15 protein-coding genes and 1 other RNA gene are annotated in these 19,929 nt (G+C 33.4%); 9 read left to right on the top strand and 7 right to left on the bottom strand.

Annotated features, from left to right (window positions below):
- Positions 1-56 precede the first annotated feature (56 nt).
- Positions 57-995, bottom strand: a complete 939-nt coding sequence (locus ACXX80_RS11665; protein WP_458553329.1) for a phospholipase A — start codon at positions 993-995, stop codon at positions 57-59.
- 159 nt (positions 996-1,154) lie between these two features.
- On the opposite strand from ACXX80_RS11665, the gene lpxD reads away from it, so the two are divergent.
- The 3 genes from lpxD to ACXX80_RS11650 all read left to right on the top strand — a co-directional run bounded on the left by lpxD (position 1,155) and on the right by ACXX80_RS11650 (position 5,004).
- Positions 1,155-2,153 carry a UDP-3-O-(3-hydroxymyristoyl)glucosamine N-acyltransferase gene (gene lpxD, locus ACXX80_RS11660; protein WP_458553328.1) on the top strand — a complete coding sequence of 333 codons (999 nt, stop codon included), beginning with the start codon at positions 1,155-1,157 and terminating at the stop codon, positions 2,151-2,153.
- Positions 2,154-2,318: 165 nt separating this feature from the next.
- Positions 2,319-3,947: an acyl-CoA carboxylase subunit beta gene (locus tag ACXX80_RS11655; RefSeq protein WP_315208265.1), complete on the top strand. Its 1,629-nt coding sequence runs from the start codon at positions 2,319-2,321 to the stop codon at positions 3,945-3,947.
- Between the two features lie 838 nt (positions 3,948-4,785).
- Positions 4,786-5,004, top strand: a complete 219-nt coding sequence (locus tag ACXX80_RS11650; RefSeq protein ID WP_458553326.1) for a DoxX family protein — start codon at positions 4,786-4,788, stop codon at positions 5,002-5,004.
- A gap of 50 nt (positions 5,005-5,054) precedes the next feature.
- On the opposite strand, the gene ACXX80_RS11645 is transcribed toward ACXX80_RS11650, so the two are convergent.
- Together ACXX80_RS11645 and ACXX80_RS11640 are read right to left on the bottom strand one after the other, a co-directional pair.
- Positions 5,055-6,104 carry an AMP-binding protein gene (locus ACXX80_RS11645; protein WP_458553324.1) on the bottom strand — a complete coding sequence of 350 codons (1,050 nt, stop codon included), beginning with the start codon at positions 6,102-6,104 and terminating at the stop codon, positions 5,055-5,057.
- Between the two features lie 37 nt (positions 6,105-6,141).
- A complete protein-coding gene (locus ACXX80_RS11640) occupies positions 6,142-7,053 on the bottom strand; it encodes a CPBP family intramembrane glutamic endopeptidase (protein ID WP_458553322.1) in 912 nt (303 codons plus the stop codon).
- Between the two features lie 107 nt (positions 7,054-7,160).
- Here ACXX80_RS11640 and ACXX80_RS11635 point away from each other — a divergent pair, with 107 nt between their 5' ends.
- Positions 7,161-7,505: an arsenate reductase family protein gene (locus ACXX80_RS11635; protein ID WP_458553321.1), complete on the top strand. Its 345-nt coding sequence runs from the start codon at positions 7,161-7,163 to the stop codon at positions 7,503-7,505.
- A 107-nt stretch (positions 7,506-7,612) separates the two neighbouring features.
- Positions 7,613-10,066: a TonB-dependent receptor gene (locus ACXX80_RS11630; RefSeq protein ID WP_458553319.1), complete on the top strand. Its 2,454-nt coding sequence runs from the start codon at positions 7,613-7,615 to the stop codon at positions 10,064-10,066.
- A 123-nt stretch (positions 10,067-10,189) separates the two neighbouring features.
- Here ACXX80_RS11630 and ACXX80_RS11625 read toward each other — a convergent pair whose 3' ends face one another.
- Complete coding sequence (locus tag ACXX80_RS11625) at positions 10,190-10,354, bottom strand: hypothetical protein (protein WP_099716357.1); 165 nt, start codon at positions 10,352-10,354, stop codon at positions 10,190-10,192.
- Between the two features lie 259 nt (positions 10,355-10,613).
- Here ACXX80_RS11625 and fumC point away from each other — a divergent pair, with 259 nt between their 5' ends.
- Entirely contained in the window at positions 10,614-12,011 is a 1,398-nt protein-coding gene (gene fumC, locus ACXX80_RS11620; protein WP_458553317.1) for a class II fumarate hydratase, read from the top strand.
- Between the two features lie 96 nt (positions 12,012-12,107).
- Here fumC and ACXX80_RS11615 read toward each other — a convergent pair whose 3' ends face one another.
- The gene (locus ACXX80_RS11615) at positions 12,108-13,115 is read right to left on the bottom strand and encodes an LLM class flavin-dependent oxidoreductase (protein ID WP_458553315.1); all 1,008 of its coding nucleotides are present in this window, start codon (positions 13,113-13,115) and stop codon (positions 12,108-12,110) included.
- A 170-nt stretch (positions 13,116-13,285) separates the two neighbouring features.
- Entirely contained in the window at positions 13,286-14,488 is a 1,203-nt protein-coding gene (locus tag ACXX80_RS11610) for an NAD(P)-dependent oxidoreductase (RefSeq protein WP_458553313.1), read from the bottom strand.
- A gap of 247 nt (positions 14,489-14,735) precedes the next feature.
- Here ACXX80_RS11610 and ACXX80_RS11605 point away from each other — a divergent pair, with 247 nt between their 5' ends.
- Both ACXX80_RS11605 and ssrA read left to right on the top strand, forming a co-directional pair.
- Positions 14,736-15,935, top strand: coding sequence for a serine hydrolase domain-containing protein (locus tag ACXX80_RS11605; RefSeq protein ID WP_458553311.1), 1,200 nt, complete (start codon positions 14,736-14,738; stop codon positions 15,933-15,935).
- 111 nt (positions 15,936-16,046) lie between these two features.
- Positions 16,047-16,443, top strand: a transfer-messenger RNA (tmRNA) gene (ssrA, locus tag ACXX80_RS11600).
- Positions 16,444-16,485: 42 nt separating this feature from the next.
- On the opposite strand, the gene ACXX80_RS11595 is transcribed toward ssrA, so the two are convergent.
- Positions 16,486-19,224 carry a DNA methyltransferase gene (locus ACXX80_RS11595; RefSeq protein WP_458553310.1) on the bottom strand — a complete coding sequence of 913 codons (2,739 nt, stop codon included), beginning with the start codon at positions 19,222-19,224 and terminating at the stop codon, positions 16,486-16,488.
- Between the two features lie 398 nt (positions 19,225-19,622).
- On the opposite strand from ACXX80_RS11595, the gene ACXX80_RS11590 reads away from it, so the two are divergent.
- On the top strand, positions 19,623-19,922 hold the full coding sequence (locus tag ACXX80_RS11590; protein ID WP_315208284.1) for an ArsR/SmtB family transcription factor: 300 nt from the start codon (positions 19,623-19,625) through the stop codon (positions 19,920-19,922).
- Positions 19,923-19,929: the final 7 nt, after the last annotated feature.

Here is a 19,929-nt window from a genome sequence, read left to right as displayed (position 1 = left end):
ACCAATTACCGTTCTGTAAATTTTTTACGATATTTTAAGAATTGCTCCTTTAAAATTTAAAGCCATTCTATCAAAGATACTCCTACTCCAATTGTTGTTTGTAAATTATTATAATCAATTAGCGTTTCACCATATCCATGAGAAATCAACAAATATCCCTTAAGATTATCTTTTATGGGATACGACCAGGAAAAGGATGAATTACCTCTTGTTTTTGAATTAAAATTTAGATTATGGCTACCAATAAAAGAAAATATATTACCATTTTTGGTATAAATCACATTCACATCTCCTCGCCCTACATATTCTGAAATATCCGGATTATCATCTTTCTCTGCTGGAAGACGAAACCAAGGCCTCACATAAATTGTCCAATTTTTGCGTTCCAATCCTGCATGAAGAATAACTCTGTTCCAACTTCTGGAAAAGGGCTCGCTCTTCCCATTTGATTGGTGATTGAAAGCCACTCCAATCATTCGGGCTTTAAAACCCAAAAAATTAAATTTAACAGGAACATTTAAAATTAGTTCCGGCTCGTAATTAACTTCTCTAAAGGGTCTTGAAAGATCATTATTATAGATTTGCCAATGTGATATTTGTGTATAAGCAACCCATAAATCACCATGTCCCCAAAAAATCCCCTGCAAGACTTTGGCCTTGAAACTCAACTGAAATTTAGTCTCAATATTATTGTAATTAACTCCAGGCGGAGCAACATAATCAGGATCTACATTTCCTGAAATAGGTTGTTCATTTGGATTATTTGTCCATCTAACCGGTAAAACATACATGGGTTTATAGGGAGTCAGCAAAAATGTCCCTCTAACCGAAGTGGTATCTAATTCCCAACGTTCAGTCAAATCCCGAAGTTGTGTTTTACTGTTAAACAAAGCCTGAATTTGAGCATTTACTGAACAAAAAGAAAAGAAGATTATAAGAATTGAAAATTTTAGTTGGAATGATTTCATCAAATACAAGCGTACATTAACTAGCAAAATTAATTTTTTAATACTCCCTTTTGTTGTAAATTTATTTTTATTAGTTATATAACTAACACTTTTTTATCTTGTTAAAGAAATTATTAAGATTAGGAATTTTAACACTAAATTCTTTTATTTGATAATTATTAAACAACCAAATCCAATATATACTTAATGAAATCCTACACAATTCAAGAAATAAATGAGATTCTAAAAGGAGAAATAGTCGGGAATACTTTTCAAAGTATTACTGCACCTGAACAACTTGAAGCCGCTAATGAATCTGAAATTTCATTTATTGGAAACAAAAAATATGAAAAATTTTGGGCTACATCTAAGGCTTGTGTTGCAGTTGTTAATGAAGATATTGCTATCGAACCAGGAGAAGACAGGGCTTTTATAAAAGTAAAAAATGCTGATTTGGCAATGTCTCAAGTATTGGAACTTTTTGCTCCTCCTGCCCCACTATTCAATATTGACATTCATCCAACCGCTGTGATTGACACCACGGCAACTATTTGTAATGGTGTACGAATTGGTGCTGGTTGTTACATAGGACCTAAAGTTATAATTGGTGATAATACGACCATTTATCCAAATGTGACTATACTTGACGAATGCACAATAGGAAAAAACACCGTGATTTGGTCTGGAACTGTTGTTAGAGAGCGCTGTCACATTGGGAATGATTGTATTTTGCATCCTAATGCGACAATAGGTGCCGATGGTTTTGGTTTCCGTCCTGACCCACAAAGAGGTTTAGTCAAAATTCCGCAAATTGGAAATGTAATTATTGGTAACAGTGTCGAAATTGGCGCTAACTCCTGTGTTGATAGAGGGAAATTTAGTTCTACTGTTTTAGGTGATGGTTGTAAAATTGATAATTTAGTTCAAATAGGTCATAACAGTAAATTAGGTAAGTTCTGTATTATGGCTGGAAACAGTGGACTTGCAGGATCCGTAACTTTAGGGAACGGCGTAATTATTGGCGGAAGTGCCTCTATAAAAGACCATACCACTATAGGTGATGGTGCTATTGTAGGTGCTGGCTCTGGCGTTACGGGAGATATTCCGGCAGGAAAAACTATGTTAGGATATCCTGCAGTAGAAGCTCGAGACGCATTAAAACAATGGGCAATTTTAAAAAGACTTGTAAATGAGTCTAAAAAATAAACACTTACTTTTTTATTAAATTCATAAAAAAACAGAGATAAACTTCTGTTTTTTTGTTTTAATAGTAAACATAGATTCGATTTTCATCAAAAACCAATTAAAATAATAAAATTTATTTAGTTGGATTTTGTATTTTAGCACAAAATTTTTTAACACTATTTCATCATGGATTTGAACTTCAACAAAAACGAAGACCACAATAAACTTTTACTTTCTGCATTGCGACAAAAATTAAGCGTAGTCAAATTAGGAGGTGGTGAAAAACGCATTCAGAAATTACATGGCGAAGGCAAAATGACGGCACGTGAACGTATTGATTATTTATTGGATCCAAAAGCAAAATCTATCGAAATTGGCGCATTTGTTGGTGAAGGAATGTATGCAGAACATGGTGGTTGTCCATCTGGTGGGGTTGTTGTGAAAATAGGATATATCAGAGGAAAACAATGTATTGTTGTGGCCAATGATGCTACCGTAAAAGCGGGTGCTTGGTTTCCTATCACCGCAAAGAAAAACTTACGTGCACAAGAAATTGCAATGGAAAACAGATTGCCAATAATCTATTTAGTGGATAGTGCCGGAGTTTATTTGCCTTTACAAGATGAGATTTTCCCTGATAAAGAACATTTTGGTCGAATTTTTAGAAATAATGCCCAAATGAGCAGCATGGGAATCACTCAAATTGCTGCCGTAATGGGAAGTTGCGTTGCCGGTGGTGCCTATTTACCAATCATGAGCGATGAAGCCATGATTGTAGATAAAACAGGTAGTATTTTCTTAGCAGGAAGTTATTTAGTCAAAGCAGCCATTGGCGAAAGCATCGATAATGAAACGTTAGGCGGAGCTACAACACATTGTGAAATTTCGGGAGTTACGGATTACAAGGCAAAAGATGACAAAGATGCATTAGACAAAATAAAAAATATAGTCGACAAAATAGGTGATTTTGACAAAGCTGGTTATAGCCGAATTAAAGCAGAAAAACCAGCATTGGACGAAAAAGAAATCTATGGCGTTTTGCCAAAAGCCCGAAATGAACAGTACGACATGATGGAAATCATTAATCGTCTGGTTGATAATTCTGAATTTGAAGCATATAAAGATGGTTACGGACAAACTATTATTACTGGTTATGCAAGAATTGATGGTTGGGCAGTGGGAATTGTTGCCAACCAACGAAAAGTGGTAAAAACCAAAAATGGCGAAATGCAATTTGGAGGCGTAATTTATTCAGATAGCGCGGACAAAGCCACGCGTTTTATAGCTAATTGCAACCAAAAGAAAATTCCTTTAGTTTTTGTACAAGATGTTACCGGTTTTATGGTTGGGTCCAAATCTGAACATGGCGGAATTATAAAAGATGGCGCCAAAATGGTAAATGCAGTATCCAATTCAGTTGTGCCAAAATTCACAGTCATCGTAGGAAATTCCTATGGAGCAGGAAATTATGCCATGTGTGGAAAAGCGTATGATCCTAGATTAATTTTTGCTTGGCCAAGTGCTGAATTAGCTGTTATGGGCGGAACACAAGCCGCAAAAGTATTGGCACAAATTGAAGCTTCTTCGCTTAAAGCAAAAGGAGAAATAGTTGATGAAGCCAAAGAGAAAGCTCTTTTTGATAAAATCAAAGCCAGGTATGACGAACAAGTTTCGCCTTATTATGCAGCTTCACGATTATGGACAGATGCGATAATTGACCCTTTAGACACCAGAACCTGGATTTCTATGGGTATTGAAGCGGCAAACCACTCACCTATTGAGAAAAAATTTAACTTGGGCGTAATTCAAGTCTAACTGCTCATTTATAAACACTTAACCCTATATTTCGTATGTTCATAATGCTTTTAGGAACTATATTAATAGTTCCTAAAAGCATTTTTAGCACCCTAAAAAGTCTTACCCTAATTCCTTTTAATTATCTAAAATTAAAAGAAAATGAAAAAGATTTTGGTTTTACTAACAACACTATTATTGCTAGTGTGGCAGTTTATAGATGCACAAACTAAAACGGAAAATACTATTTTGTCGAAGGATAAGAGACCTTTTTATTTAGAAACGGGTACAAACGTATCGCTGCCTTTACACATATAAAGGTATCGAAGTCATAAACTTGCAGTAGATATAAATATAAGAGCTGGAAAAATAATTTCTAAAAAATTAGAACACGGATTTCGATTCGATTATGATTATAGGTTCATAAAAAACGATACCCAAACACTTATTACCCCTCAAAGCACAATGGCAGAAAGGGCTTTAAACAGTAATTTTAGTTTATTCAGTCTTAAACCAAATGTTCAGTTTAATTTAAATTCAAATTACTTTTTGGGGAGTCGAAACTGGTTTAGGTTACGCACTTTCGGATGAAGATGGAAAAATTGGACTAGGTTTTGTTTCTGAATATGACAGTGACCAACAATTTGAATTATGTTCAGGTATTTATTTTGGAAAATCATTTGTCACAAGTTCCAATAAAAATGAAGTTAATTTATCTCTTAATTTTACTCAATTTTTAGCTCTTGGCCATGCTGAAAACAGTCTTGGTTTAAGAATAAATTATCGATTCCTAAATTAAAAAAGATGACTTTAATTATTAAAAATTACTAAATCCTTTTAAAATTTAACTCCTCTACTCTTGGTGGGTGGTATAATGATTGCTTTTGGTTTACTGACAAGATGGGCAATAATAGAACAACTCCCTATATTGATTGGTGCTATTGTAGTAAATTTTATGGGAGAAATGCAATCCCAAAATTTACTTTTGGCATTGCTGATATTAGGAGCTTGTATATTTTTCTTATTCTACGGAAGTGGAAAAAATTCAGCTGATTATTATTTTAAAATGCAACAATAATTTAATAAAAAAGCATCCATTTTGGCGGATGCTTTTTTATTAAAAACAATTTAAATACTTTCTACAATTTCGTTGCGTTTAATCTTTCCACTTTCGGTTTCACTAAATTTAGAAACATAAAATACTTCTTTCGGTTTTTCATATTTATCTAAACCATCAAAAATAGTGTCATCCAATATTTGTTGTTCCCCTTCAATAACAATAACTAATTTTTCACCCAAAACAACATCTGGTTTTCCAGCTACAAAAAATCTTGAGTTAATTTTATCGGATAACTTATCTTCTATTTTTTCAGGAATCAATTTGATTCCACCGCTATTTATTACGTTATCAATACGTCCTAAAAAAACAAATTGATTTTCACCTAAAAGTTCCACTAAATCATTTGTAACAATCGAATCATTTGAAATTTTAAAAGCGTCAATCACCAGACAATTTCTGTCATCTTGTCTAATTTTAATATTTGGTAAAATTGAAAAAGCCTCCTCTCCTATTTTCTTAGCGGCGATATGAGTAATGGTCTCAGTCATACCATAGGTTTCATACACTTCTGTTTTCAATTTAGAGAGTCCTTTTTCAAGAATATTGCTCATTTTTGCACCTCCAACAATCATCTTTTTTACATTCTTCAATTGAGATAAAGAGTTTTGAGCTTGTAAAGGAACCATCGCTACAAAATCATATTTGGTATCATTTTGCTTCATAGGATGAGAACTTGGAGCAACAAAATCAACATCAAGACCCAGAATAAAACCCCTTACAAACATCATTTTTCCAGCGATATATTTAGTAGGTAAACAATGTAGTGCTTTATCTCCGGGTTTTAAATCGAAAAAATCCCCAGTAGCAATGGCCGAATTGACCATAGCTAGTTTATCGACACGAATCAATTTAGGGGTTCCTGTAGTACCGGAAGTATTCATTTCAATATACAATTTGTTATCAAACCAATCGAGTATAAAGTCTCCCACTGATTTTTCGAATTCTTCTCCCTCTTTTATAAAACTGTACGCAACTCTGCATAAATCATTTCGATTCAGATGAAACCCATTTAGTTTAAATAGATTGTGGACATTATGATATGTTATTGTATCGATCATGATAGGTTTATTTTAATTTATTGAACAGTTTTATTGTTTAAATATTTCCAGTTAATTTTTCTTTCCAATTGGTCCAATTGTATTTTTCACTAAAGATAAATAAAAGTATTGGGTAAATAAGAACAACTGGAAGTATAACATCTAATCCGGCTGAGGGATCCGAAATATCTTTAAAAATAGAATTGGTTTGAAATGCAGACCAATCTGATGTAACGAGTAATGCACCAACTAAATTATTGGCAGCATGGAATCCTAAAGCCAGCTCCATTCCTTCATCCATTAACGTAATAATTCCCAGTAAAAGCCCAGTTCCTATGTAATAAACAAGTACTATATAACCTATTTTAGCTACTTCAGGATTAAAAATATGCATTCCTCCAAAGATAACCGAAGTCATCAATAACGGAAACCATTTATTCTGGGCAAGATTAGCGAATCCCTGCATTAAATATCCTCTAAAAATATATTCTTCGGAACTGGTTTGAATAGGAATTAGAAGCACTCCTATTGCCACTAATATTGCAAATGGTACTGGTTTAAAATTGATTACAAAATCGTTTGGATTAGAAAAATAGAATAGTAAAGTAGATACAATTGTAAAAACGAACCAAATCATAAAAGAAAATCCAACTCTTTTCCAATCTATTTTTTCTCTTGCTGTGGTTACTGAAAGCATCGTTTGACCGTGTAAATTACGGACAACTAACATAATACCAAGCATAATAAAAACGAATGAAATCAGTATTAAAAACAAAGTCAGATTAGGGTCAAAAAAACGCATTACCGCTTCATTACTTGTTGGATAAGGCTTTCCATTATACATTGTTTCGTATAAAACGCCTATCAAAAGCGGCAACTGCCCCACAAATGAAGCACAAATTATTATGAACGAACCTAAAATATATTTCCAAAACTTATTATCTGATTTTATTCCTTGTTCTATAAACATCTATTTTCGTTTTATTTTTATACTTAATTAGTTGATCAAATAGTACTTTTGTTACATCAATACTAATTCTTAAAATACCCATTTACAATAATCCAATATTAATACATATGATACAAATATACCATAATTCACGCTGTGGAAAATCCAGGAATTGTCTCGCATTTGTGGAAAACTCAAAAAAAGAGTTTGAAGTCATCAATTATCTGACTACCCCTCCTTCATTTGAAGAACTGTCTACTATTATCGAAAAATTAAACATGAAACCAATTGAATTAGTTCGTCAAAAAGAAAAAATTTGGATAGAAAATTTTAAAAACCAAAAATTGACTGATGAACAGATTATTCTAGCCATGATTTCTAATCCAATTCTAATTGAAAGACCTATTGTAATCAATGGAAAATCAGCAATAATAGGGCGTGATTTAGAAAAAGTGGAATCATTTATTTTATAAAAAACTGGGTTGCTGTAATTAACATTTTTTTGTGATTTGTAGTATTAAACCAAATCCTACTTTTACAATCTAAAGTTTGTAACCAAAGTTTTTTAAAAATGAAAAAAATGAAATCCGTTTTAATTCTTGTTCTCTTTTTTACGACCCTGTTCAGTTTTGCACAAGCTCCACAAGGTCCTGCAATTCCAAAAATTAAAATAACAGGTAAGGTAATTGAGAAAATAAGCAAACAACCACTTGAATACGCAACAATTACTTTTTTAATTCCAAACAATCCAAAACCAGTTGCTGGTGGAATTACAAATCCAAATGGGGAATTTGATATTGAGATTAAACCGGGTGTTTATGATATAAAAATTGAGTTTATATCTTTTAAAGTAAGCGAAATTAAACAAAAGAACCTTCAAAAAAGTACTAGTTTAGGTCTAATTAGTTTAGATGAGGATGCGAATCAATTGAATGAAGTAGTTATTCGTTCTGAGAAAACAACTGTTGAAATCAAATTAGATAAAAAAGTTTACAATGTGGGTAGTGACCTAATGGTAAAGGGAGGAACTGTAAGTGATGTTTTAGACAACATCCCTTCTGTTGCTGTGGATGTCGAAGGAAATGTAAGCCTACGAGGAAATGAAAATGTTAGAGTTCTTATTGATGGCAAGCCTTCAAATGCTATAAATATTGCTGAAGCCTTGCGATTAATTCCAGCCGATGCAATTGACAAAGTAGAAGTTATTACCAATCCATCTGCACGATATGATGCCGAAGGTGGTGGTGGTTTATTAAATATTATCTTGAAAAAAGGAAAAAATCAAGGTTTAAATGGAACTTTTATAGCTTCAACAGGATATCCTGAAACGTACGGTTTAAGCGGTACTTTAAACTATAAATCTAAGGACTTTAATCTTTTTACTACTCAAGGATACAATGATCGTAGCAATCCTGGAAATGCATTTACAGATTCAAGATATTTAAACGCTGATAATTCAACTCGAAATTATGTAAATGAAACTAGAGATAACGAAAGAGATAATAAAGGGTATAATGGAAACTTTGGAATGGAATGGTATCTAAGCGAAAGCATTTCCTGGACCAATACCTTCAACTATCGAAAAAGTAATGGTAACAACGTTGATAACGTTTTCCAAAATAATTATGATTCAGGATTTAATTATGACTACACCCGTAATCGTATCAATTTAGAAAATAGCGACAGTGAAAACGTAGAATTTGCAACAAACTTCACTAAGAAATTTAAAAAAGACGGTCATAAATTAACATTTGACGGTTCCTTCTCAACTAATGATGACATCAACGATGCGTTAATTACAGATACAGCCACAAATACAAGTGTGGTGAAATTTGACAATACCATCAACAATCAAACTCAAAGCAGAAATTTACTTCAAATGGATTATGTATTGCCTTTTGGAAAAGGAAGCCAGTTTGAAGCAGGATATCGTGGTGATTTCTCAGAATTACTTACAGATTACAGAGTTGAAAATGACGGAGTAATCAATAAAAATTTTACCAATACATTAGAATACAAGGAGAAAGTAAATGCGCTTTACACCCAATACGGAGTAAAAATCAATAAATTTTCAGCTTTATTTGGTTTGCGTTTTGAGGATTCTAATATTGAAATCAATCAATTAGCAACCAATGATTTCAACACTAAAAAATACAATAACTTTTTCCCAAGTGCTTTTTTCACTTATGAAATATCAGATAAAAGCAGCGCTTCTTTAAGCTACAGCCGAAGAATTCAAAGACCAAGAGGAAGAATGTTGAATCCGTTCAGTAACTTATCCAGTAACATCAATATTTTTGTTGGAAATCCAGATTTAGATCCAGCATTTTCAGATGCTATTGATTTTGGTTACATCAAAAGATGGGACAAATTAACCTTCAATACTTCCCTGTATGTAAATAAAACTACTGATGTTTTTCAATTTGCAAGAAGAGAATCAGGTGATTTTATTAACGGAACACCTATCTTAATCAGTTCTCCAATCAACTTGGCAACTGAATATAGAACAGGATTTGAATTTACATTAAACTATTCTCCATACAAATGGTGGAAATTAAACAGTAATTTCAATTTTTTCAGAAACGAAACACAAGGAGATTTTACCTATACAGATTTTAACAATAATGAAATTGTACAAAATTTTGATAACATAGCAACTTCATGGTCCACAAGACTAACATCTAAAATCACATTGCCATACAAAATTGACTGGCAGACAAATGCAACGTATAATGGTCCGCAAAATAATGCACAAGGAAGAAGCTTAGGGATTTTTGCAGCAAACATAGCATTCAGTAAAGACGTATTAAAAGACAAAGGAACGCTTTCATTCAACGTAAGTGATATATTAAATTCCAGAAAAAGAATCATGGAAAGTAATCTTCCTGGAATAGTAAGCTCATACAGCGAAATGCAATGGAGAGAAAGACAGTTCAGCTTATCGTTCACATATCGTTTTAACAAACAGAAAAACGAAAGAGAACAACAACCTAAGCGAAATCAAGGTGAAAATGAAGGAGATTATCAAGGATAAAAAAATAAGGACTCGTGAAAACGGGTCCTTTTTCTTTTTAGTCAAAAAGTAAAATAGCAGATCGTATAAAGCATAAAAAAAAGGGCCCATGAAAATGAGTCCTTTTTTTATTTAACAAACAGATTAAACTGATTGTTCTTTCTTCGCTTTTCTTTCTTTATATCTTTCCCATAAAGCTCCACCAATCCAATATTGAACGAAACCTACAAGAAAAAACATCAACCAAAACCCTATAGTAAGAATGGTTAAGAAAAGTAAAAAGCCTAAGTACTGTGAAAATTCAAACATGTTTTCCAGAATTTTTGAATGTAGCCACAAATGTAAGTTTAATTCCTTTTCGTACCAATAAAAAAACATAAAAACTACCAATCAATTTTTATAAAAAAGGAATTATCAGTATTTTTAAGCTCAGAATTTGGAGCTGTTTCCCGCTGTACACTCTAATCTTTTCTTTTTGACAGAAAAAAGAAAAGGATTTCTCCCGAAGCTTCGGGATCATCGGGGCTAAAACGTATTAAACGACATAATTATTTTTAAATAACAAAAAATGAAATTCAGAATAGAAAAAGATACCATGGGTGAAGTGCAAGTTCCAGCTGATAAATATTGGGGTGCACAAACAGAACGTTCAAGAAACAACTTCAAAATAGGTCCATCGGCTTCTATGCCAAAAGAAATTATTGAAGGTTTTGCTTATCTTAAAAAAGCAGCGGCTTATGCTAATTGTGATTTAGGTGTTTTACCAGTCGAAAAACGAGATGCTATTGGTGCTGTTTGTGACGAAATTCTAGCTGGAAAATTAGATAACGAATTCCCATTAGTGATTTGGCAAACGGGTTCAGGTACACAAAGTAACATGAACGTAAATGAAGTTGTTGCAAATCGTGCTCAAGTTCTTAAAGGATTCAACATTGGCGAAGGCGAACAATTCATTAAAGCCAATGACGATGTGAATAAATCACAATCATCAAATGACACATTTCCTACCGGAATGCACATTGCAGCCTATAAAGCAGTTGTTGAAGTTACCATTCCCGGAGTTGAAAAACTAAGAGATACACTTCATGCAAAAGCAGCTGAATTCAATAATGTGGTAAAAATAGGTCGTACACATTTAATGGATGCTACGCCACTTACATTAGGACAGGAAATTTCAGGATATGTAGCGCAATTAAACTACGGTTTGAAAGCGGTCAAAAATACATTGGCACACTTATCTGAAGTGGCTTTAGGAGGAACTGCAGTAGGAACAGGATTAAACACCCCAGAAGGATATGATGTAAAAGTAGCGGAATATATTGCTGAATTTACCGGACATCCATTTGTAACTGCCGAAAATAAATTTGAAGCGTTAGCAGCACACGATGCCATCGTAGAAACACACGGAGCCTTAAAACAACTAGCAGTTTCATTGAATAAAATTGCCAATGATGTACGTATGTTAGCTTCTGGACCACGTTCAGGAATTGGAGAAATCCTTATTCCGGAAAACGAGCCAGGTTCTTCTATCATGCCCGGAAAAGTAAACCCAACACAATGTGAAGCATTGACTATGGTTTGCGTACAAGTTATGGGGAATGATGTTGCAATAGCTGTTGGAGGAATGCAAGGTCATTATGAATTGAACGTTTTCAAACCATTGATGGCTGCAAATTTCTTGCAATCAGCACGATTATTAGGTGACGCTTGTATGTCTTTTGACGAGCATTGCGCACAAGGTATTGAACCTAACTACAAACGCATCAAAGAATTGGTTGACAATTCATTGATGTTAGTTACAGCTTTGAATACTAAAATAGGATATTACAAGTCAGCCGAAATTGCTCAAACTGCACATAAAAACGGAACAACATTAAAAGAAGAAGCAGTACGTTTAGGATACGTAACTCCAGAAGATTTTGATGCTTGGGTTAAACCCGAAGATATGGTGGGAAGCCTTAAATAATTAATTATCAATGATGAATTGTTAATTATGAGTTCTATAAAAATCCCTGCAATTTACATTGCAGGGATTTTTTTGTTTTTAAAAAGCTATCAAATGCTATTGCTTACTAATTGTATCCATTACTTCTTTCATGATTCGAATACTCTTCAATTTATCGTCATGATTAAAAATTGGACTCGTAATCATCAATTCATCAATTTGTGTATACTCGATAAATTGTTTTAATTCTACAACTAATTTTTCTTTGCTTCCCACAAAAGAACAAGCAGTCATTTGGTTTACATGAAAATGTTCTTCTTCACGCATAATCCCATCAAGGGAATCAACTGGCGGTTGTAATGGTTTTCTATCATTCCGAATCAAATTCAAGAACATTTGAGTCAAGCTGGTGGATAATTTTTCGGCCTCTTCATCCGTATCCGCGGCTATTGCATTTACACATGCCATCGTTTTGGGTTGGTCTAAATACTCCGATGGTTCAAAATTATCTCGGTAAAACTGAAATGCCTGATACATTTGTTTTGGTGCAAAATGTCCTGCAAAGGCATACGGCAATCCATTGGCAGCAGCTAAAGCAGCACTATCCATACTAGAACCTAAAATCCAAATGGGAACATTTGTTCCTTCGGCAGGAAAAGCACGCACTTTTGCAGTAGCATTATCCTCCGAGAAAAATTCCTGTAGCGCGGCAACATTTTGAGGGAATCGTTGTGATTGTTCAAAAAAATCTTTCCGAATCGCTTGTGCGGTTAACCCATCTGTTCCTGGTGCTCTTCCTAATCCTAAATCAATTCTATTGGGATATAGTATTTCGAGCGTACCAAATTGTTCCGCAATAATTAACGGAGCATGATTCGGCAACATGATACCACCTGAACCCACACGGATATTTTGCGTTTGACTGGCAATATAACCTATCAGAACTACCGTGGCAGAACTCGCAACGTGTGCCATATTATGATGTTCGGCCAACCAAAAACGGCTGTACCCTAAACTGTCTGCCAGTTGCGCTAACGCTTTTGTTTTTTGTAATGTTTCGCTTGCATTGCTATTTTCGGTAATTATTGCTAATTCAAGAAGGGAAATTGGAATATCTTTAGTCATTATAAATTTCTAAATTTTGAACAAAATTAGGCAATTACATAAAGTCCTTAAATTCTGAGGTGTTAATTGATTTATAATATTTAAAAATGAAGCTAATTGTTAGCCAATAAATTTCCAAAAAAAAACCTGCAACATTATATTGCAGGTTTACTATTTATAAAGAAAAGGATTTATTTCCCATCAACGTAATCTTGTAAATAACTAAATCTTGGAGTCAGTTTTCCATTTTCAGTTATTTTGGCTCTTTGTAAGATTCCATCTTTATCGCCGTTGAAAAATGCAGGAATTACATGCTCCATGAACATTTCTCCAAATCCTTCACTAGCGTCTTTTGGCAACTCACAAGGTAAATTATCAACTGCCATCACTACAATTGCCGCAGGATGAAAAACATCAACCTCCTTATCTTCACTTGGCAAATACCCGTATAAAGGTTCTGCAATTGTTGATGATCTAAGCGTGCAGGCTATTGGACCATTGACATCACAGGAAACATCAGCAACAATCTTAATTTTACAATCTTTGGATTGAAGCATTTCACGGGTCAAAATTACTGGAGCTTCATTGGCATAAAAATGTCCTGTAATGTAAACATCCGAAACTTTAGTAAATCGCTCAAAATCAGAAACGTATTCCAGTGGGTTGTCATAAAAATCTGTAAAATCTAATACTTGTCCGTCTATACGTTTGTTGTATTCTAAAACATCAATCTGAGTGTAAACGGGTTGTGTGTAGTTCTTTGTCAAATAATTCTCAACTGAAACTTCTTTTATTTTTATGGCATCCAAAATCTCTTTTGCGCCGTTACCCACTTTTCCTGTTCCAGTAATTACAAATTTTAATGGAGGTAAAACCAATCGTTTTAAATGCGTGATTAAGGCTTCTTTACCGGATAGTGTTTCTGCTTTTGGTAATTTAAATAATTCGAATTTTATTCCAAAAGCGCGAATGCTATTATAAGCACCCACAATTCCCGCATAACGTCCAAAACCAATTAACCTACGATTATGAGAATCTACAATGGTTTCATGATCATATAAATCAATGTTTTTTTCTAAAACGGCTTGCAATAATTTTCTATTGTATGGCTGTTTTTTTATGGTATGCGAAAAAAAGAAATAGGCTTTATTTGGAATTAAATTTTCTACCGGAACTTCTTTAACTCCAAATAAAACATCACAATCACTGATATCATTAGTCACTTCAATGCCTAAGTTTTTATATTGTTCATCTGTAAAAACCCTAATATCGGAACTTTCTACATTTACAGAAGCACCTTTATACAGCTGTTTCAATCTGGCCAATTCATCTGGTGAGAAAATAACTCTTCTGTCAGGCGGGTTTTTTCTTTCTTTTAAAATTCCGAATTTCATATTTTTCAATGCTTTTGGTTTGTTTTATTATAACTTTATTTGGTTTATTTGTTACAAATATAACAATTTAAACTAAATTCAATTTATTTTTTTTTATAAAAAAACCAACAAGAAACTATTATTAGCTGAACCCCAAAATAATACAAAAATAGTGTTCTCTTGTACTGATAAAATAGTGTTAAGGTTTCAGAAAAAACCTCATCAAAGCACATTGTTTCTATATATTTGCCCTTCTAGCCCTACTGAAATGAATTTTATAAAAAAAACAAATATACTATATATATTCCTCCTCTTTTTGGTTTTAAGTTCTTGCAATAAAGAGAAAAAGAAAATAGAATTAAATGATGCTCAGCTCCCAAAGAGTATATTACCTAAGATGAAGCCGTTAAGTGAAACGGAGACAAAACTAACTGCCGAATACATTAATTCAAAAAAGATATCCATTGACTCTTTTTATAAAAAAAACTGGCCAAACAATAGTGCAAACGGAAGTTTTCTAGTTGCTAAAAATGGTCAAATTATTTATGAAAAATACGAAGGCTACTCTAATTTTAGAGACAAAACATTAATTACGAAAAATACGCCTTTACATATTGCTTCAGTAAGCAAGGTTATTACAGCAACCGCTATTTTGAAACTCGTAAATGCAAAAAGGCTTGACTTAGATCAAAAGGTAAATACCATCTTGAAAGAGTTTCCGTATCCTGATGTTACGATACAAACATTGTTGAATCACAGAAGTGGTATGCGTAATTATGCCTATTTTACGGATCGTGACAAAACCATCTGGGATAGACACAACATATTGACCAATCAAGACATCCTGACTATCATGGCCACAAAGGATATTGGTTTAGAATTCAAAACCGACACTCGTTTTAGTTATTGTAATACTAATTATGCCATGTTAGCATTAATTATTGAAAAGATTACAAAACTCCCTTACAAAGATGCAATGAAACAAATCATTTTTGAACCATTAGGCATGAAAAACACCTATGTTTTTGATTATGACAGAGATAAAGATACTGCTGTTACTTCCTATAAAGGCAATAAGGTCGAAATTGGAAAGGATTATTTAGATGCGATTTATGGAGATAAAAACATCTACTCTACGCCTCGAGATTTATTAAAATTTGACAGAGCAAGAAATAGTTCCACCTTCCTAACACCAAAGTTGCTAAACCTTGTATATAAAGGCTACAGCAATGAACGTAAAGGGACAAAAAACTATGGCCTGGGTATCAGAATGATTAACTGGGAGACGGGTCAAAACTTTTATTTTCATAATGGTTGGTGGCACGGCAATACCTCATCATACATTACCTTAAGAAAAGAAAGTGTTACCATTATTGCGTTATCCAATAAGTTTACCCGAAAAACGTACGATGTAAGGAAGTTAGCAGTTTTATTTGGAGACTATCCGTTCAAAATAAGTGATGAATAGTATTTAGGAATGATTTTTGAAATAGAGTTAGAAGTTTAGCAGTCGTAATTCAAGTTTAAAAGTGTACATTTGCAAACTCAAAATTCAAATTTTGGATTTTGAAATAAAAAAGGGGTCGACTGGTTTTGACAGCAAGTCGAATTGAGAAGTAAGCACGTCGAGAACTGGGACAATTCTCGTTAATAAAAGGTTTCAAAACACATACACGGCGAAGGAAACTACGCTCTTGCTGCATAATCTGAATCATAGTAAGATTAGCCTCGTCCCTATCAGATAGGGAAGCAGGATTTACCTCGAAAGCTTTGGTTTATAGCGGTTGATAAAGGTGAATCGTAAATTTAAACCTAGATTTCCATAAGCTTCGGGTGGATTTCGAAATTAAGAAGATAAGTATTGTGTGGCTGTTTCTGGCCTAGCACACTATCGAAAACCCAATCAGGAAATAAGCGCGTAGAAAGCTTTTTAGTTGCTTGTTTGGACCCGGGTTCGATTCCCGGCGACTCCACAAAAAACCCTGTAAACAATTAATTTACAGGGTTTTTTATTTGTTTTAATTTTTAATTTTCGTCGCTTTCTTTTCTTTTACAAACAACCCAGCCGTATATTTCTCATACAACTCAAACAAAAACTCCATCCGTTTGGCTTCACTGCTAAAGGTTTGTTTACTGTAAGCGGCATCTACAGCTTTGTCTAATTCATTATGCGCTTTTACCAATGCTGGTGGCATGGTCAACGGGTCGTATAAATCTGCTAAAGAACTCGCAGGGAATAATGCTCGAACATCTAAAACGTTTTGCGCTTTTTCTTCAATAGTTTTTATTTGCTTTTCAGTTGGGTTTTCTGGCCAAGGATAGTTGTTGTAAACGATATCTTTTGAATATCTAAAATCACTTTTTAATCTTCCACAAGTGGTTTTTACCCACGCCATATGCATTTGTGACATTAAAACTCCAAAATGGAATAAATTACCGTTTGGAATTATTAAGCATAAATTACTAGCTACTACATTTGAATTTTCAAATCCAATAGGAATATATTTTCTTCTTTCCGATGAAACACTTGGGATTATTATAAAATCTAATCCTTTTGGCTGTGTTATTTGTGCAAATAAGTGAGGTATACTTGCCAATTGCGGTCTTGAAGAATTTTCTCTAATTTTTTTTACGTTTTGAACTCTGTCTAAAACTAATTTTAATTTTTTTAATTCATTCGGTTCAATATCTTCCAACCATAAACACCATCGTTCTATATTATTTATTAACTCTTGTGAACCTAATATTTTTCTAAAATATTTTCTAGATTGTGGTTCTCTTTCAATAAATATATTTTTCTCTTCAGTAGTAAATAATAACTCTCCACCATCAGCAGGCATATTACCAAAATTCATTTTAGGTACATTACATATGGGATATGATTTTTTTTCAACAAAGATATTTTTTCCGTCAACTAAATAAGGATTGATATTTTTTGCTTTTATTTCATGTGCTTCGCCCTTAATATCTTCGTATTCAAAAATACTTTTGTTATTTGATTCGAAATTAGCAAAACCAACAATTACACAATAAACCGCAGCGTTACCCTTTGCTTCATTACTCCATTTAAATGTTTTATGTGCAAAATGTATTTTTATATCATATTTATTAATCATTTGCCCCCAAAGAATAGCAGTCTGTAAACCTTGCACAATTGAATTTGTGGAAACAAAAGCAACTTTAATTTTTGTGTTTTGAATATACTTTGCAGCATTTAAATACCAACCTGTCACATAATCTAATTCACCAACATTTTTTGAATTATTAAATACTCTAGTCAAATCTTCTTTTTGTTGTTTATTCATTATTCGTGAACCAATAAAAGGTGGATTTCCAATTATATAAGAAAGGTCTTTTTTTGAAATAACTTCTTCCCAATTAACTTCAAGCGCATTTCCATGAACAATTCTTGCTGATTTTTTCAATGGCAAACGGGCAAAGTATTGTCCAAATTCATTGCTAATCATCATATTCATTTGGTGATCCATCAACCACATGGCTACTTCGGCAATACGGGCGGGGAATTCTTCGTATTCAATGCCGCACATCATATCTACATCGAGCCACATAATCTCCCGAATATCCAAAACTCCTTGTCCAGATTTATAAGTTGCCCGCAATACTTCCAGTTCTAATAACCGCAATTCACGGTAGGTAATCACAAGGAAGTTACCACAACCACAGGCGGGATCTAAAAATTTTAATTGGCTGATTTTTTTATGAAATTCGGGTAATTTGTTTTTGTTTCCTTTGATACTTTCAAATTCTGTCCAAAGTTCATCTAAAAACAAGGGTTTAATGAGTTTCAAGATGTTGCTTTCACTAGTGTAATGCGCTCCAAGGTTTCTACGTTCTTTAGGATTCATCACACTTTGAAACATCGAACCAAAAATGGCTGGCGAAATTTTACTCCAATCGATATAACAACAATCCAAAAGAGCCAATCGCATTTTAGTGTCAAAGCTAGCAGAAGGCAATACTTCTTCAAACAGCTTCCCATTTACATACGGGAAATCATTTAATTGTTCGTCCAGATTTTTAAAGCGTTTTTCTTTGGGTGTATTCAACACTTGAAACAGTTCTTGAATTTTTCCTGCTAAATCGCTACCATCATCGGCAGTTCTATTTTCTATGAAATCTTGAAATTGTTGCTTATCAAAAATGGTAGTATCCTCTGCAAACAAGCAGAATAATATTCGAACCAAATAAACCTCAAGCGGGTGTCCTTCATAACCAATTTCTTCCAAGCGGTCATGCAGTTTTCCCATCAATTCTGCCGCTTTTATATTGGCAGGGTCTTGTTCTTTGTATGTTTTCTTTTGATACCCCAACAAATAGCCAAAACTTTGAACATTTTGGACTAAGTCATTTAAAGTAAATTCTACTGTAGTTTGTTCCTCTGTATCGTACAATCTAAAATAATAGAAGTCACATACTAAAACGTATTTTGGTAATTCGTTTTGTTTTAATCCATGGGTATAATCAATGGCTTGCTGAAAAGCTTTATTCAGGTTTTTGCCCCGGCTTTTCATTTCAACAAGTATCGTTCCTTTCCAGAGTAAGTCAATGTAACCATCTGCATCAGAAAGTTTTTTTACTCTATGTTCAAAGGTTCCAATTTTTTTTCGGGTGATACCAAAGACGTCAAAAAAGGCATCTAAAAATGATTTAGCATCTGCTTCCTCATTGGTAGTATTTTCCCATTCTTTAGAAAATCGTACTGCACGATCTTTTATTTCATTCCAGCTTAAAGCCATAGTATGATTGCAATTTATTAATTATCCTTATCAAGAGTTCAAAATGTGTGTTTAGGCACAAAAAAAGGATTTCAATTCTTGATTCGCTTTATTTATCAAACCTACCAAATATAAATGATTTTAACACGATTATTTATACGTAGATACTCCTGATTATTAACAAATGTAAAGACTAAATAATTTATAAATTTACGGAAAGCCACAAAAAACAAGTAAATATTTAGAATCTCTTTATCCTATTATCCAATACCTTGAGGTACTTCTCTTTCATAGTATCAGACAAATTCATCCTGTAAAACAATAAGGGAACCAAAATACTCAACATCTCCATCTCTTAAATATATCCTAAATGATTTGCTTTAAATTGGTATATCGGGAAAAGTCGATATATTTACACCATGGATCATATAGAAATATTTAAGGCATTATCAAACAAGTCGAGATTACAGATGCTCGAATGGTTAAAAGAACCTGAAATAAACTTTCCTCAACAACTAGCTGCCGGTTTTGAAAACGGTGTTTGCGTAGGACAAATTCAGGCCAAAGCAGGACTCACCCAATCAACAGTATCAGAATATTTATCAATTCTACAACGCGCTGGATTTATAGAATCTACACGTGTTGGACAATGGACCTATTACAAACGCAACGAAAAAGCATTTACAGCACTAAGCAAAATAATTGAATCGAATCTATAAAAAACAA

This window comes from Flavobacterium sp. GNP002 (assembly GCF_054343795.1).
This window is presented reverse-complemented; position numbering and strand designations above follow the sequence as displayed.

Excerpts from the sequence above, each read along its gene's own strand:
- ACXX80_RS11590 (WP_315208284.1), top strand. The coding sequence starts at position 19,623 with ATGGATCATATAGAAATATTTAAGGCATTATCAAACAAGTCGAGATTA.
- ACXX80_RS11625 (WP_099716357.1), bottom strand. The coding sequence starts at position 10,354 with ATGTTTGAATTTTCACAGTACTTAGGCTTTTTACTTTTCTTAACCATT.
- ACXX80_RS11610 (WP_458553313.1), bottom strand. The coding sequence starts at position 14,488 with ATGAAATTCGGAATTTTAAAAGAAAGAAAAAACCCGCCTGACAGAAGA.
- ACXX80_RS11655 (WP_315208265.1), top strand. The coding sequence starts at position 2,319 with ATGGATTTGAACTTCAACAAAAACGAAGACCACAATAAACTTTTACTT.
- ACXX80_RS11595 (WP_458553310.1), bottom strand. The coding sequence starts at position 19,224 with ATGGCTTTAAGCTGGAATGAAATAAAAGATCGTGCAGTACGATTTTCT.
- ACXX80_RS11635 (WP_458553321.1), top strand. The coding sequence starts at position 7,161 with ATGATACAAATATACCATAATTCACGCTGTGGAAAATCCAGGAATTGT.
- ACXX80_RS11615 (WP_458553315.1), bottom strand. The coding sequence starts at position 13,115 with ATGACTAAAGATATTCCAATTTCCCTTCTTGAATTAGCAATAATTACC.
- lpxD (WP_458553328.1), top strand. The coding sequence starts at position 1,155 with ATGAAATCCTACACAATTCAAGAAATAAATGAGATTCTAAAAGGAGAA.
- ACXX80_RS11640 (WP_458553322.1), bottom strand. The coding sequence starts at position 7,053 with ATGTTTATAGAACAAGGAATAAAATCAGATAATAAGTTTTGGAAATAT.
- ACXX80_RS11630 (WP_458553319.1), top strand. The coding sequence starts at position 7,613 with ATGAAATCCGTTTTAATTCTTGTTCTCTTTTTTACGACCCTGTTCAGT.
- ACXX80_RS11645 (WP_458553324.1), bottom strand. The coding sequence starts at position 6,104 with ATGATCGATACAATAACATATCATAATGTCCACAATCTATTTAAACTA.
- fumC (WP_458553317.1), top strand. The coding sequence starts at position 10,614 with ATGAAATTCAGAATAGAAAAAGATACCATGGGTGAAGTGCAAGTTCCA.
- ACXX80_RS11605 (WP_458553311.1), top strand. The coding sequence starts at position 14,736 with ATGAATTTTATAAAAAAAACAAATATACTATATATATTCCTCCTCTTT.